The following is a 14,630-nucleotide window of genomic DNA, read 5'->3' as shown; positions in this document are numbered from 1 at the left end:
ACCATTACGTCTCAATCGTCACTTATCTATTTATGCTCCGGCTTTTCCGGAGACCAGATCACCTGAAACCAAGATTTTAGTTCGCGTCACGAATGGTGCAGTACTCGTCGTGGCATTTCTTTTCTTCTTCCTGGTAGGCACGGAGACGGAGCATAAGCTCATCGTAGTCGACTTTGTGACCGTCAAATTCTGGGCCGTCTACACAGGCAAATTTGGTCTCACCGCCAATTGTGACACGGCAACCGCCGCACATGCCGGTGCCATCAACCATAATGGGGTTCAAGCTGACCATGGTTGGAACATCATAGTCTTTGGTTATATTGGAAACAGCTTTCATCATCGGCACAGGGCCAATAGCGACTACCAGCTTCACATCTCCGCCTTCCAGCACCTCTTTCATAACCTCTGTTACGAAGCCGTGATGACCGTAAGAGCCGTCATCGGTGCAGACACGCAGATCGTTACTGGCATCTTTCATCTGCTCTTCCATGATGAGCAGGCCTTTGTTTCTGGCACCTATAATACACGTAACATCGTTGCCAATCTCTTTGAGAGCACGGGTGATCGGATGAAGGACCGCTACACCGGTACCACCGCCAACGCAGATCACTTTGCCAACTTTTTCGATATGGGTTGCTTTACCCAGGGGACCGATGACATCCTGGTACCCATCGCCGACCTTCAGATCCCTGAAAATCGCAGTTGATTTGCCAACAACCATGTAGATTATGGTGATGGTTCCTTTTTCCGGATCGGTATCAGCCATGGTGAGAGGAATGCGTTCACCTTCCTCATTGGCTTTCAGGATTACAAACTGGCCAGGTTTCGCCTTCTTTGCAATGAGCGGAGCCTCAATCTCATTGAGAATCACCGTTCCTTCAGCCATTTCTTCTCGTCTTACAATCTTAAACATATTGTCCTCCGGGTTGATAAATACCATTGGCCTGAACAGGTTACCTACAGTTCAGCTATATGATGAAACGAACCACTCCCGTACTATGTTCATAACTACGTTCTACATTTCTTCGTAGCAAAATATAAGAACCTCGGGCTCCTGCACGACGATGAGCATATCGCCGCACTCGACGCTAAAAAATGAACGCTCGTTCGGATTCCCTTTCGGTTTACGTACTTCCGGGTCTTTCGGTAATTCGGGTAATTGCACTGCGTCAGCCAACGCTTAGCCCATTTACAGGGGTGTAGTCAAGACAGAAAATCTCTTTTAGATAAAATAGTTACTCCATAATGCCCTACCGTGTCAGGTGACGAAGAAATTTGTGCATCTTCGTCATGTTGTGCACATCCTCCCGCCCCGAGCCTATCCAGGTACAGCAGTTACAACAAACATTCAATTTGCATAAATTGATTTCACTTGACCAGCATCCAAAATCAATAGTACACATATGTACTATGTATCTCACATAATGTATAGTCATTGAGCAAAGAGCACTTTACCAGATAAGCTGGCATCATTAAACCGTAATCCTTTACTCAAGGAGGAAACAGGAGCATGAGCAAGCTGTATGAGCTGTACAAAGCTGTTGGTAATGAGGCGTTTTCCCATGAAATCACCAAGATTGCCCCTTATTTTGGCACAATTGACCCGATGTTTGTGGCATTGCGTCCCGGCTATGCCGAAGTGACCATGCCAAACACCCCTGAAGTCCACAATCATATCGGCAGCGTCCACGCCATAGCCATGTGTAATGCCGCTGAAGTTGCCGCGGGCCTGATGACCGAAGTATCCATCCCCAAGAACTGCCGCTGGATACCCGTCGGCATGAGTGTGAAATATCTGGCCAGGGCCTCAACCGATCTCAGAGCGATTGCTGATGGTTCCGGTATCGACTGGGAGATCCCCGGCGACAAGGATGTTCCGGTTTCAATTACTGACACTGAAGGTGTGGAGGTTTGCTGCGCTGAAATCACCATGAAAGTGAGTGAACTGACAAAGTAACGGGGATAGTTGCAGCTATGGAACATCAGCTCTTTTTCAAGCTCAACCTCTCCCAACGGGTGTTAATAAAGTGGGTAGACCGGGAAATGACCGATCTGGTCGGTGCCACCACCACCCAGATCGCCGCCATCCTCTACCTGATGGAAAACGACGGCTGTCAGCCGGTAGATTTGAGCCGGGAACTGTTGCAGAACAAATCCGCCATCACCACCCTCGCAGAACGTATGGAAAAAAATGGCTTGATTTACCGGGCTCCATCAGCGAAGGATGGTCGCGCCTCAATCCTTCATCTCACTGAAAAAGGTAGAGAAATCGGGATAAAGGCCATACCCTATATTTCTGAATACAACCGGGAACTGATGAAAGGATTCAGCGAAGTGGAGGTGGCTGTTATAGACCGTTTTTTCGAATCGATCATGCGACGCTTCGAGACTGTGCCTGATAATTACTTCAAAAGGTTGAGCGAGGAATAAAAGAGCTGAGTGAGGAGCAGAAGCTACAGCCCTACTCCTCGCTCCTTAATCCTCACATTATATCAACCAAGCTCCGCCCGGATTGCCTCAGACACTTCACGGGTCAGCCTGAGCACCTTGGTCGCCTGCTCCAGGCTGATGGTTCCGGTTCCGCAACTTGGGGTGATAAAGGTTTGCTCGTAAACAGTCTGCCTGGAGATACCAAGCTCTTCAAGCTGTGCCGCCTGCTCAAACCATTGCTTTACCAGTTCCTCGGTATTGGCTGCCTCCACAAACTCGGCATTGGTCGGCACTATTCCGGAAGCGAGCATACCGCCCCTGGCAAAGAAATCCCTGAGCTGATCAGGATAGAGCACCAGGCGGTCGAAGTAGCCATAGGCATCATAACTCAGCACATCCACCCCGGCCTCAAAGAGCAGTGACCACTCGGTATTGCCGCAGACATGTACCCCGTTCAGCCCCCCCTCTGCCTTCACCGCATCGAAGACCTCAGAAAGACAGCCAATAACGTCTTCCTTGGTAATGGTGATAAAAGCGGAAGTACCAAAACCAGACAGACCAGGTTCATCGAAGAAAACAATAGCAGGAGTCTTGATTTCCGCCATCTTGCGTGCCTGGTACTGGGCTTTCAGAGCCAGCATCTTCACAGCCGCGTCACGGAGTTGATCATTATAGAAGATCGCCCTGCCCGCCTGGTCCACGGTACCGGTACAGAAAGTGATCGGGCCGGTAATCTGCCCCTTCAAACCAACAAGTTCCTCCTTTTTACTACCGGCGAGTTCAATGAATTCAAAAAAGCCCCTGGCAATATCAGGAGTAAGAGCAAATCTTGAATCCCCGAGCGGCATGGCCCCTTCGGTGACCATCAGATAATCTTCAAAAAAGGCCAGGAACTCAGCATCAAAATTTTCGCTTTCGCCGTTAATAAAGATTTTGCCGTCACATTCATCTACGCCGGGAAAACCGGGAAGGAACTGGGGCACCATGCCCTCCTTCTTGTATATCGGCAGCTGAGGCCAGATTGGCATCTCAGGAGTATATTGAAAAATAAGCTCTGCAGCCTCTTTATGATCCGCAAGCGGGAGACTGCCAATGAGCAGAGGAAGACAACATGGTTTAAAATCAGACATCTTTACAACCCTTTTGTAAGCGTTCATTCAATGATGCATCAGAAGAATACTAATAACTGTAATTCCGCTCGCACCTCTGTCACTTCGTATTTCATGTCACACGGTCCGCCCGCTGTTTTTTGATCTCAAGTTTGTATAAAATGAGTACGGAGGATCTGCTCGATAGAGCCCTGTGACAGGCACCTTCAACCAACTTCAGCTCTAAACAGCACGAATGAAAACGATATTTTTCTTAACCCACCCCTTTATTCGGCTCCATGCAATTGCTATGATTACTGCAAGGCGATTTTTCAGGCGTTAAGTAATACTTTTTTCACTTCGTCTTTCCCGGCCGGCAGGCCCTGGGCGAAATAGCCTTCCGAAAACTTCCGCTGATGGGACTGAGGATCTTCTCGGAACACGTATCAATACCAGAGCAGCAATGAAACTTCAACACTATGATGTCCTCAAATCAAGGAGAATACAATGAAAATTGAAATCGATAATAGAGTTGTGGAGATCACTCCTGAGTCAGAAACAGAAACCGAACAGCTCGATGCACTCTGGAAAGTCATAATCGACTGTGTTGGCAGCAATAAGCGGTTATTGCCCATCGGCGAATATATTCCCGGGAAATCAGATCTGGCCAGATTTTCAATAGAAGGCTGAGAGCAATCACCTCCGGCACAAACAGACGCCGGAGGTGACTACAAGGCCGCCCCCTACAATCTTGTTACTTCAACAAGATAGCGAACACCCTTGTCAATCTCAGTATTACAACCTTGATTTTTGACCTCAACAAGACAATATTGTTTAGGTTTTAATAATTCACAATTCTCTGCCGCGCATTCCTCACTGTGTCTGGTCACACCCCAGCTGTCTGCTCCTGCTCGCAGTAAATAGTCCGGCTTTCCCCCAATTCCTTGATTAGAATCAACATGAAGCCCAATTTTCTTGAATATATACAGGACCGGGTCATCCTCGGCGACGGTGCACTCGGTGCCTACCTTTACCAGCGCGGAGTAAGCCGGGACAAGAACATAGACCTGCTCAACTTGCAGTCTCCCGAGACGGTACATAACGCCCATGAAGAGTACATTCGAGCCGGCAGCCAACTCATAGAGACAAACACCTTCGGCGCCAGTCGCTATCAACTCGAACCAATGGGTTTTGGCGATTCGCTACGGGAAATCAACCGGGCCGGCGCTGAAATTGCGGTAAAGGCCGCTGGCGGCAAAGTCTTTGTCGCAGGTTCCGTCGGCCCATCTGGGATCCGCTTTCCGCTTATCGATGAAGAGACAACCATAGATGAGATCAGGGATTCTTTTCGGGAACAGTTCCTGGGTCTTGCCGAAGGCGGAGTCGACGCATTCATTATCGAAACCTTCAGCAGTCTCGACGAAATGCTGCTTGCTCTTGAAGTGGCAAAAGAAACTGTTACGGATATGCCCCTCATTGCCCAGATGGTCTTCCCGACCGGTGGCACCACCACCCACGGGGAGGACGCCCTCCATTGCGGTGAAGCGATGCTTCGTGCCGGAGCCGATGTTATCGGCACCAACTGCGGCCGTGGCGTCGATACCGCCGCTACCGCGATCAGAAAAATGGCCCAGGCAGGCGGTGGCAAGGCTATTCTCTCCGCTTTCCCGAATGCCGGTATGCCGGAGATGATAGGACACAGAACCATTTATCCGGCCCAGCCGGACTACATGGCCAAAAAAGCGGCCGAGATGATACGCGGCGGCGTTCATCTTATCGGCGGTTGCTGCGGCACAACACCTGCTCATATCCAGCAATTCAAATCGGTCCTCAAAATTAAACCTGTCCGCCCAGCGGCACACTCTGCGGTAGCGCAGGCCGCTACTGAACCTGACAGTGAAAGAACTACCGGGCCAGGCAGATTTCTGGCTGGCCTTACCGGTGATCGCCTGCCAATAATTGTGGAACTTGACCCGCCCACCCATCTAGACATTGAACATGTGCTGACAGGGGCTGAAAAACTTGCCGAGGCAGGTACCGATGCCATATCCCTTGCCGAGAACCCCCTGGCGATACTGCGAACCGGCAACCTTGGTCTCGCCTCGCTTATTCAGAAACAGGCAAAAATCTCAACCATTCTTCATCAGACCGGGCGGGACCTCAATGCGCTTGCTCTTCAGGCCCGGATGATGGAAGCACACCTGCTCGACATCCCTGCGGTTCTCGGGGTAACCGGCGACTCAGCCACAGGCACCGACCAGCCTGGCGTAAGCGGCGTTTTTGATCTACGCTCCCACGGCATTATCTCCATGCTGAACGGTCTCAACAATGGTGCCAACATGGCAGGGAAATCACTTAAAAAAAATACTGATTTTTCCATCGGTGCAGCCTTTAGCTTCAGGCCGCAAAACCCCGATTTCCAGATTCGCCGCCTGGAAAAGAAAGTTGAACTCGGGGCCCGCTTTGTTATGACGCAGCCGCTGTTTTCGGCTGAAGCGATATCACAGATGGTGGAAAAGACTTCCCACATCAATGCCTTGATCTTCCCTGGGATATTTCCACTCATCTCCCTTCGCAATGCCGAATTTCTACATAACGAAGTTCCAGGAATCCATGTCCCGTCAAAAGTGCGTGAGCAACTTGCCAGGTACGACCAGGTTGCCGACCAGCGCAAGGTCGCACTTGAGCTTACTGCCCAACTGATTGACCAGGTCGCCACCATGATAGATGGCATTTACCTGATCAGCCCTCTCAACAAGTGGGACATCGTCCTCAATTACGTAAAACAGATCCGGAACGCTCAATACCAGGGCAGTGGTCGCATTAAGGATTTCACCCGCGCCTAGCCCTTTTGTGGTGCCACAGAACCACTCCTGGCACCACATTTTCGACCAATTGTGCAAACGTTGCTATCACAAAGATTCATTCAGATTTATTTAGTTATTTCATAACTCTTACTGATATACAGCTCTATTTATCAATTATTTTTCTGGTGCAAAATTCCAACACAATCCTAATTACCCGAAACTACTGAATTGCAGCTCACACGCGCGTTGACGATCGGTCGCTCGGCTCCGTTTTCTCAAGCCCCTGTAGTAAGTTACAGCCTAATCTAAACAATTGACTTTTAAAAATCCTCTCAGTAGATTCGGTTCAGCCTCATTGGTTATGGCAGGAAACAGGCCAACTTAGATATGAGATAATTGTCCCCCCATGTTTGGGCCGACAACTGTCTCCAACACTGATGACACTTAACGGACACCAGCGGTATGGTATGTAACCAACTATCATATTTCCCGTTCTCTTCCGCTCGCATTTGCAAGCGTTACCGAACCGCTATACTCCGTATCCCTGAACTGGCTTATCCCAGATCACACTCCCCTTGAAAAGATCCCGCCTTCCAGCGCCCGTGAGAGTATCACAGACGCTTATCAAGCATGCTTAAACGATTCGCGCATGCAGAGTATTCAGCAAAACCCAGAAATATAAAACGGAGGTCAACTAATTACATAATGGTGATATCAGCCATAGCAGCCTGAAAAATGATGTTTTTTGTTCTGACTGGCAATCGAATTTACCTGCTCCATAACGCGGGCAGGGCAGAAAGAGGATTGAGTTTATGGCAGAAAGCAGTATCAAAATCAAAGGCAAGAAAGAGAGCTTCTTCATCGACCAGGTAAAGGAGATCCTGCCGACAGGCGGGAACCTCAATCTATGTCTCACCTGTGGCGCTTGCGCCTCAGGGTGCCCGGCTACGGGACTTTCAGACATGGATCCGCGCAAATTCCTGCGCATGTGTGCCATGGGCATGGATGAAGAGGCAACCAAATCACCATGGGTCTGGATGTGCACTATGTGCCAGAGATGTATCTACGTCTGCCCCATGCAAATCGACATTCCTCAACTGGTTTTCAACGCCCGCGCCAGCTGGCCGCGTGATGAACGCCCCAAGGGTATTCGCGACTCCTGCGACATGGCCCTGAGGAACCCCTCCAACAGCGCCATGGGAACCGCTCCCGACGACTTCATCTTCGTGGTCGAAGACGTTCTGGCCGAATATCAGGAATCACAGCCCGAGTTCAAGGATATGGCAGCGCCCATTGATAAACCCGGCGCCCATTTTTTCCTGAATCAGAACTCCCGTGAACCGGTAACCGAACCGGATGAACTGGTACCGCTCTGGAAGATCCTGCACCTGGCAGGAGTAGACTGGACGTACGGTTCCAAAGGTTGGGCGGCAGAAAATTACTGCCTGTTCCTGGCCGACAATGAATGCTGGGAGCATGTTACCCGGGTCTCGGCCAACCAGGCCAACGAGTTGGGGACAAAGGTCTTTCTCAATACGGAATGAGGACACATCACATTCTCAGTCCGGGCCGGACTGAAAAAATTCGGTGTTGAGCATAACTTTGAAGTTGCATCCATCTATCAATACTACGCCAAGTGGATCCGTGAGGGTCGACTCAAGGTGAACTCCGACTGGAACCGCGATCGCAAGATCAAGTTCACCATCCAGGACCCATGTCAGATCGTCAGGAAGGGCTATGGTGACGCTGTGGCCGATGACCTCCGTTTTGTCGTGAAATCAGTGGTCGGTGAAGAAAATGTCATCGAGATGACACCAAACAAATCCAACAACTACTGCTGCGGCGGTGGCGGTGGCTTCCTGCAGTCTGGTTACCCTGAAGAACGCAGGGCCTACGGCAAGAAGAAGTTCGACCAGATTATCGAAACCGGAGCCGATTACTGCATCACCGGCTGCCATAACTGTCACGCCCAGGTCCATGACATCGGTCATCATTTCGGTGGAACATACAGCACTGTCCATCTCTGGACACTCATCTGCCTCTCACTGGGAATTTTAGGTCCCAATGAGCGGGAATATTTAGGAGAAGATTTAAAAGACGTAGACGTTTTTCACCCCGAAACAGCTCTTTTTTAGTGGCCATACGATGTTTTCACCAATGTCCTGGAGCTGATCACAACTTACAGGAATGAAGGGAGCAGAAACGTATGAGTTTTCAAAAGCGATTAGCAGCGAACGAGTTTGTTGTTCTGGCCGAGATGCACACACCCAAGGGGGTGAATATCTCAAGGCTGGTGAATGACGCCCGCAGAATGAAAGGGAAGATCGACGGAGTTGTCATCCCGGACATGGACAACGGTATTATGCGAATGAGCAGCATCGCCGGCGGCGTGCTGATGCAGCAGCAGGGTATCGAGTCAATTCTGCATGTGTATTGCCGTGACCGCAACAGAATGGCCCTGCAGGGTGACATTCTCGCGGCCCATGTACTTGGTATCCAGAACCTTATTGTTGCCCATAGCGAGGATATTGAAAATGGAGACCATCCTGAAGCTGTCGTGGTCAATGACCTCAACGAAGTTGAGTTGCTGAAAGGCATTGCTCAGCTACAGCGTGGAAAGGACATGGAAGGTTTCGAACTTGACGGCGTTCCCACATTCACCACCGGTTGCACTATCGAACCTTTTGCCGATGAAGCGCAAATGGTACAGCAACTCAAACTGGCCAAAGACAAAGTGGCAGCAGGTGCCTCATTTGTCATCACCCCGGCGGTGTTTGATATAACGCACTTCAGTGGCTTTTACTCCAAGGTTCGCGAACTGGGCGTTCCTGTTATTCCGACCGTATTTCTCATCAAGTCACTGGCTATAGCCCAGTACATAGCCACCACGGAACCCAGCTCCCAAATCTCCAATGAGCTCATCAGCCGTATCCGTAAATCCCCCAACCGCGACCAGGAGGGGGTCAAGATTGCAGGTGAGACCATTGCAGCATTACGTGAAATGACCCAAGGCGTGCTGGTGCAGACGCTCGGCTGGGAACACAAGCTGCCTGAGATCCTGGACGCGGCAGGAATGTAATTAGAGGCGGCATATTGCAGAAGGATTGACCGATTATTTCGTTTAACCCTGCGTAACCTGTGCAAATGAAGGGTAGAAATGCAGAACACAAATAAACTTCAAAGCAGCAACAAGGTACTTGTTATCGGTGGAGGCATGGGTGGTATTCGTACTGCTCTTGATCTTGCCGAGGCGGAGAAGGATGTTGTGCTGGTGGATAAGGCCCCCGCTATTGGCGGCCTTATGACCCAGCTGGACAGAACCTTCCCCACCAATAACTGTGATCTCTGTACACTGGCTCCCAATCTCTCTGAGAGCAGCAGGCAGGATCATATCGATCTACTGGCACTCACCAGCGTCACCGACGTTCAAGGCGAAAAAGGCAACTTCACCGTCAGCCTTACCACTGCCCCACGATACGTCAATCTTGATAAATGTACAGCCTGTGGTGAATGCCATAAGGCTTTTCCGGAGTGCGTAACCTTCACTCCCGGTCTCGATCACCGCGCGCCTACCTGCATGCGGTACCCGCAAGCTACGCCACAGGCATTCGCCATCGATCTGACTAAATGCGACGATGTGGAAGCACTTATGAAGGTGTGCCCGGCCGGCGCTATCAACCCGGACGATATCGGTCGCAATCAGGAATTGAAATGCGGAGCTATCGTTTTCAGCCCCGGCGCATCTCTTTTTGATCCGAGCCACCTCGACTATCTGGCCTATGCAACACAACCAGACGTGGTAACCAGCCTGGAGTACGAGCGTATTCTTTCTGCATCCGGTCCTACCCAGGGCAAGCTGGTTCGCCCCTCCAATGGTGAGCCACCAAAGAAAGTAGCCTGGATTCAATGTATCGGCTCACGCGGTCTGCAAAAAGGTGCCGGTGAGCATTGCTCCAGTGCCTGTTGTATGTTCGCCATGAAAGAAGCGATGGTTACCAGGGAGCGTTTCGGTGACGATATTGAAGCGACCATATTCTATATGGATATGCGTACTTTCGGTAAAGACTACGAGCTGCTTTATACCCGCGCCAAAGATGAGTTCGGCGTTCGTTTCGTACATAGCCGGCCACATAGTATCCTCCAGCCTGAAGGCGAAGAGAAACTCCTGCTCTCCTACACCAACGACGGGTCAACCGAGCAGCATGACGAAGCATTCGACATGGTGGTTCTCTCCACCGGCTTCAAGGTTGGTGACGACGTCAAGGTGCTGGCCGAAAAGATGGGTATCGAACTGCGCAGCGACGGCTTTCCTAAAACCGAGTCGTTCAACCCACAGGCAACCTCGGTTCCCGGTATCTATGTTTGTGGTGCCTACCAAGCGCCGAAAGATATCCCCGAGACCATGATCCAGGCGAGTGCCGCTGCCTGTATGGCCTCTCGCGATGTCGAGTCCGTCAAGAAAACCAAACATGCCTCAGAACTGTTCCCAGCCGAGCGCGAAGTTGCAAATGAAGCACCCAAAGTTGGTGTCTTTGTCTGTGAATGCGGTGAGAATATAGGCAATACCGTCAATGTTGAACAACTTGTCGAGAGCGCCGGCAAGATCTCCAATGTTGCCGTGGCCCAGGCTGTCGGGCATGGCTGCAGCAGGGAATCGATGGCAACCATCAAGGCTACCATCGAGGAGCAGGGATTAAACCGCGTTGTTATAGGCGGCTGCTCCCCGCGCACCCACCAGGAGAAATTCCAGGATCTGCTCCGTTCCACAGGTCTCAACAAGTATCTGCTTGAAATCGCCAATATACGTGAGCAGGCAACCTGGGTCCATCCAGGTGATCCCGCAAGAGCGACCGCCAAGGCCGAAGATCTTATCAAGATGGCTGTGGGCGGCGTATTAAAGGCACAACCTCTTGCCGACCAGACCCTGCCGATGAACAAAGACGCCCTCGTGGTAGGCGGCGGTGTGGCAGGTATGACCGCTGCTATCGAATTGGCTGATCAGGGTTCCAAGGTATATCTGGCAGAGAAGTTTGATCAGCTTGGCGGTATAACCAGTATGCTCAGCAAGACCCTCGAGGGTGCCGACGTTAAAGCATTCCTGGCAGAATTGATAGAAAAGGTTAATAGTCACGAAAACATCGAGGTTATTACCCGTGCTCTTATCGTCGACCATACCGGTATGCCCGGCATGTTCAAGACCGGCATGCAGGTAGGCAAGCAGTTATTCTATCGCCAGATCTCCCATGGCGTGACAATCCTTGCCACCGGTGCCAAACCAAACCGCCCGGATCAGTACCTGCTCGACAGGTCTGACAAGGTAGGTACCCAGATCGAGATTCAGAACATTCTCGACGAAACTCCTGAGTTGGTGAAAAGCTGGGACAACGTCGTGATGATCCAATGCGTTGGCTCCCGCAACGAGGATAATCCAAATTGTTCACGCATCTGTTGCCAGAATGCGATCAAAAATGCTCTGCGGATAACTGATATCAACCCGGAAGCCAGAGTTTTCGTACTCTACCGCGACATGCGCACCTACGGTTTCCAGGAAGAGTACTATCGCAAGGCCAGAGAAAAAGGTGTCATCTTCGTCCGCTACGACCTCGACAACCTGCCACAGGTAGCCGAGGCAGACGGCCTGATCGACGTAACCTTCACCGACCCGCTTCTGGGCAGAGAGATTACCGTAAGCGCTGACCAGCTCTGTCTCTCCACCGGCCTGATCGCCGATCAGGACACCAACGAGGAGATTGCGATGATCTTCAAACTGCCGCGGACCCACGACGGCTATTTCCTTGAAGATCATATCAAGTTGCGACCGGTTGACCTCCCTGAACCCGGCTTTTTTATCGCCGGTACCGCCCACTCACCGAAGTCCATTCGCGAGAGTGTCTCCCAGGCCAGAGCTGCTGCTTCCAGAGCGCTCACCATGCTGACCAAGGATACCATCAACCTTGGCGCACGGGTGGCACGGGTTGACGGCGATAAATGTGCAGCTTGCCTGGTTTGTGTACGCGCCTGTCCTTTTGACGTGCCGTTCATTAACGCAGACGGCTATTCCGAGATTGATCCGGCCAAGTGCCAGGGTTGTGGTGCCTGTGCTTCAGAATGTCCTGCCAAGGCCATACAGCTTATGGAATTCGAGGATGACCGCATACTCGCCAAACTCCAGGAACTCTTTCTGAAGGTGAACGCATAATGGAAACTTTTGAACCGGTAATTGTGGCTTTCTGTTGCCACTACTGTGCTTATACAGCGGCGGATATGGCAGGTAGCCAGCGTATTGCCTATCCCTCCAATGTCAAAATCATTCGGGTACCCTGCTCCTGCAAAGTAGACGCCCTGCACCTGGTAAAAGCCTTTGAAAAAGGCGCCGACGGGGTCTATGTGGCTGGTTGCCTGAAAGGAGATTGTCATTTCAAGAAAGGGAACGACCAGGCTGCAAACAGGGTCAAATACGTTCAGAAATATCTTGATGAATTGGGTATCGGCCCTGAACGTCTGGCCATGTACCGTATGTCGGCCGGCATGGGAAACCAGTTTGCGGAAACCGCAAAAGAGATGACGGAAAAAATTCGCGAGCTCGGCCCGAGCCCGATCAATGTCGCCACCGCCCAGCTTAAAGGGCAGGCGGCGTGATGGCAGGTAAAACCAAGAAGGAGAGTGAATTACAATGATCACCGCTGAACGTAAACCTCTAGAAGAACTGATTGAGTACATCTCACCTTACCAGAAGATTCTTCTTGTCGGCTGCAACGAGTGCGTCACCGTCTGTGCCGCCGGTGGACGCAAAGAAGTCGGCTTACTCGCCTCGGGTCTGCAGATGTCCATGTTGCAGAAAGGCAAGAATATTGAAATACGGGAACACACCCTGGAGCGCCAGTGCGACCCTGAATATGTGGAAGAACTGATCACCATGGCTGACGATGCCGATGCCATCATGTCCATGGCCTGCGGTTGTGGCGTACAGACCCTGGCCGGTCGCTATAAAGACAAGCCTGTTTTCCCTGCTGTAAACACCAAGTTCATGGGTGCCTCGGAGCAGCAGGGAGTCTGGGCCGAAAGATGCCAGGGCTGCGGTAACTGCCTGCTTGGCGAGACCGGTGGCATCTGCCCCATCGCTCGCTGTGCCAAGAAATTGATGAATGGTCCTTGTGGTGGTTCAACTAAAGGCAGCTGCGAAATCGACCCCGAGGTCGATTGCGCCTGGCAGCTGATCTGGGATCGCCTCAAGGCTCTCGGTCAGACCGAAAACTTTGTAAAGATTAATCCTGCAAAAGACTGGCGTACCGGTTATGGCAGTGGACCCCGTAAGATCATCAGAGAGGACTTGGCAGAATGAAAACTGAGAGCAGATTAGAAAAAGTACTCGCAGCAGGCCATCTTGCAGTTACCGGGGAATGTGGTCCCCCACGCGGAGCGATGCCTGATAAGGTCCGGGAGAAAGCCAAATACCTGGAGGGTGTGGTCGATGCCGTCAACATCACCGATAACCAGACAGCTATGGTACGCATGTCCAGCTTTGCTGCCTCCGTCATCTGTAAACAAGAAGGGCTGAATCCCTTATTGCAGATGGTAACCCGTGACCGTAACCGTCTGGCCATGCAGGCAGATATCATTGGCGCCTACTCTCTTGGCATAGATACCATGCTCTGTCTCTCCGGCGATCATACCAAATTTGGCGATCACCCAATGGCAGCCAACGTTCATGATATCGACTCTGTCCAGCTGATCCAGATGGTCAAAGATATGCGTGACGAAGGCAAATTCCAGGGTGGAGCCGAAATCAAGGGTGCGCCCAAGATGTTCATCGGTGCCGCCGCCAACCCATTTGCCGATCCGTTTGAGCTTCGCGTAATGCGTCTCGCCAAGAAGATCAACGCCGGGGCTGACTTTATCCAGACCCAGTGCATCTTCAACATTCCCAAGTTTGAAGAGTGGATGGAAGGCGTACGCAAAATGGGTCTGCACAAGAAAGCCTACATTATGGCTGGTGTTACACCGATTAAATCTGTTGGTGCGGCACGTTTCATGAAGAACAGAGTGCCGGGGATGGACGTTCCTCAAGAGATTGTCGATCGCATGGCGTCTGTTCCTAAAGAGCAACAGCCTGAAGAAGGCGTCAAGATCTGCGTTGAGGCTATCGAGCGCATCAAAAAGATCGAGGGCGTCGCCGGGTTCCATATCATGGCTATCGAATGGGAAGAAAAAGTTGAGGAAATTTGCGAAAGAGCGGGACTTCTGCCACGCCCTCAAGTATAAATGCGTGTTAGGATGATATCAATTCAACCTTGTGCAAGGAGGA

At 51.2% G+C, this 14,630-nt stretch carries 13 protein-coding genes; 10 read left to right on the top strand and 3 right to left on the bottom strand.

Annotated features, from left to right (window positions below):
- Positions 1 to 76: 76 nt before the first annotated feature.
- Together ACN5NT_RS17710 and ACN5NT_RS17705 are read right to left on the bottom strand one after the other, a co-directional pair.
- Complete coding sequence (locus ACN5NT_RS17710; protein WP_136799061.1) at positions 77 to 913, bottom strand: sulfide/dihydroorotate dehydrogenase-like FAD/NAD-binding protein; 837 nt, start codon at positions 911 to 913, stop codon at positions 77 to 79.
- Between the two features lie 102 nt (positions 914 to 1,015).
- Positions 1,016 to 1,177, bottom strand: a complete 162-nt coding sequence (locus ACN5NT_RS17705; RefSeq protein ID WP_419176312.1) for a hypothetical protein — start codon at positions 1,175 to 1,177, stop codon at positions 1,016 to 1,018.
- A 333-nt stretch (positions 1,178 to 1,510) separates the two neighbouring features.
- Here ACN5NT_RS17705 and ACN5NT_RS17700 point away from each other — a divergent pair, with 333 nt between their 5' ends.
- Both ACN5NT_RS17700 and ACN5NT_RS17695 read left to right on the top strand, forming a co-directional pair.
- Positions 1,511 to 1,957, top strand: a complete 447-nt coding sequence (locus tag ACN5NT_RS17700; RefSeq protein ID WP_136799060.1) for a hotdog fold domain-containing protein — start codon at positions 1,511 to 1,513, stop codon at positions 1,955 to 1,957.
- A 17-nt stretch (positions 1,958 to 1,974) separates the two neighbouring features.
- Positions 1,975 to 2,430, top strand: coding sequence for a MarR family winged helix-turn-helix transcriptional regulator (locus ACN5NT_RS17695; RefSeq protein ID WP_419176311.1), 456 nt, complete (start codon positions 1,975 to 1,977; stop codon positions 2,428 to 2,430).
- A 62-nt stretch (positions 2,431 to 2,492) separates the two neighbouring features.
- Here the strand turns inward: ACN5NT_RS17695 and ACN5NT_RS17690 are convergent, their stop codons facing one another.
- The gene (locus tag ACN5NT_RS17690) at positions 2,493 to 3,560 is read right to left on the bottom strand and encodes a hypothetical protein (RefSeq protein WP_136799058.1); all 1,068 of its coding nucleotides are present in this window, start codon (positions 3,558 to 3,560) and stop codon (positions 2,493 to 2,495) included.
- A gap of 465 nt (positions 3,561 to 4,025) precedes the next feature.
- Between ACN5NT_RS17690 and ACN5NT_RS17685 the strand changes: the two genes are divergently transcribed.
- The 8 genes from ACN5NT_RS17685 to ACN5NT_RS17650 all read left to right on the top strand — a co-directional run bounded on the left by ACN5NT_RS17685 (position 4,026) and on the right by ACN5NT_RS17650 (position 14,587).
- Positions 4,026 to 4,208 (top strand): hypothetical protein, encoded by a 183-nt coding sequence (locus ACN5NT_RS17685; protein ID WP_136799057.1) that lies wholly within the window; start codon positions 4,026 to 4,028, stop codon positions 4,206 to 4,208.
- 269 nt (positions 4,209 to 4,477) lie between these two features.
- Complete coding sequence (locus ACN5NT_RS17680; RefSeq protein WP_419176310.1) at positions 4,478 to 6,364, top strand: bifunctional homocysteine S-methyltransferase/methylenetetrahydrofolate reductase; 1,887 nt, start codon at positions 4,478 to 4,480, stop codon at positions 6,362 to 6,364.
- A 773-nt stretch (positions 6,365 to 7,137) separates the two neighbouring features.
- Positions 7,138 to 8,460, top strand: a complete 1,323-nt coding sequence (locus ACN5NT_RS17675; protein WP_419176309.1) for a (Fe-S)-binding protein — start codon at positions 7,138 to 7,140, stop codon at positions 8,458 to 8,460.
- Positions 8,461 to 8,531: 71 nt separating this feature from the next.
- The gene (locus ACN5NT_RS17670) at positions 8,532 to 9,404 is read left to right on the top strand and encodes a methylenetetrahydrofolate reductase (protein ID WP_419176308.1); all 873 of its coding nucleotides are present in this window, start codon (positions 8,532 to 8,534) and stop codon (positions 9,402 to 9,404) included.
- A gap of 78 nt (positions 9,405 to 9,482) precedes the next feature.
- A complete protein-coding gene (locus ACN5NT_RS17665; RefSeq protein WP_419176307.1) occupies positions 9,483 to 12,524 on the top strand; it encodes an FAD-dependent oxidoreductase in 3,042 nt (1,013 codons plus the stop codon).
- Complete coding sequence (locus ACN5NT_RS17660; RefSeq protein WP_419176306.1) at positions 12,524 to 12,964, top strand: hydrogenase iron-sulfur subunit; 441 nt, start codon at positions 12,524 to 12,526, stop codon at positions 12,962 to 12,964. The genes ACN5NT_RS17665 and ACN5NT_RS17660 overlap by 1 nt, the downstream gene beginning before the upstream one ends.
- A 34-nt stretch (positions 12,965 to 12,998) precedes the next feature.
- Entirely contained in the window at positions 12,999 to 13,667 is a 669-nt protein-coding gene (locus ACN5NT_RS17655) for a methylenetetrahydrofolate reductase C-terminal domain-containing protein (protein WP_419176305.1), read from the top strand.
- Complete coding sequence (locus tag ACN5NT_RS17650) at positions 13,664 to 14,587, top strand: methylenetetrahydrofolate reductase (protein ID WP_136799050.1); 924 nt, start codon at positions 13,664 to 13,666, stop codon at positions 14,585 to 14,587. The genes ACN5NT_RS17655 and ACN5NT_RS17650 overlap by 4 nt, the downstream gene beginning before the upstream one ends.
- Positions 14,588 to 14,630 lie beyond the last annotated feature (43 nt).

The sequence above is a fragment of the Desulfosediminicola sp. genome (assembly GCF_048381775.1).
GTDB classification, from domain to species: Bacteria; Desulfobacterota; Desulfobulbia; order Desulfobulbales; family Desulfocapsaceae; genus Desulfopila; species Desulfopila ganghwensis.
Note: the sequence above shows the minus strand (reverse complement) of the source record. Positions and strands in the feature narration are given on the sequence as shown.

What these genes read in the sequence shown, in the direction of transcription:
- ACN5NT_RS17710 (WP_136799061.1), bottom strand. Translation starts at nt 913, where the DNA reads ATGTTTAAGATTGTAAGACGAGAAGAAATGGCTGAAGGAACGGTGATT.
- ACN5NT_RS17700 (WP_136799060.1), top strand. Translation starts at nt 1,511, where the DNA reads ATGAGCAAGCTGTATGAGCTGTACAAAGCTGTTGGTAATGAGGCGTTT.
- ACN5NT_RS17695 (WP_419176311.1), top strand. Translation starts at nt 1,975, where the DNA reads ATGGAACATCAGCTCTTTTTCAAGCTCAACCTCTCCCAACGGGTGTTA.
- ACN5NT_RS17690 (WP_136799058.1), bottom strand. Translation starts at nt 3,560, where the DNA reads ATGTCTGATTTTAAACCATGTTGTCTTCCTCTGCTCATTGGCAGTCTC.
- ACN5NT_RS17685 (WP_136799057.1), top strand. Translation starts at nt 4,026, where the DNA reads ATGAAAATTGAAATCGATAATAGAGTTGTGGAGATCACTCCTGAGTCA.
- ACN5NT_RS17680 (WP_419176310.1), top strand. Translation starts at nt 4,478, where the DNA reads ATGAAGCCCAATTTTCTTGAATATATACAGGACCGGGTCATCCTCGGC.
- ACN5NT_RS17670 (WP_419176308.1), top strand. Translation starts at nt 8,532, where the DNA reads ATGAGTTTTCAAAAGCGATTAGCAGCGAACGAGTTTGTTGTTCTGGCC.
- ACN5NT_RS17665 (WP_419176307.1), top strand. Translation starts at nt 9,483, where the DNA reads ATGCAGAACACAAATAAACTTCAAAGCAGCAACAAGGTACTTGTTATC.
- ACN5NT_RS17660 (WP_419176306.1), top strand. Translation starts at nt 12,524, where the DNA reads ATGGAAACTTTTGAACCGGTAATTGTGGCTTTCTGTTGCCACTACTGT.
- ACN5NT_RS17655 (WP_419176305.1), top strand. Translation starts at nt 12,999, where the DNA reads ATGATCACCGCTGAACGTAAACCTCTAGAAGAACTGATTGAGTACATC.
- ACN5NT_RS17650 (WP_136799050.1), top strand. Translation starts at nt 13,664, where the DNA reads ATGAAAACTGAGAGCAGATTAGAAAAAGTACTCGCAGCAGGCCATCTT.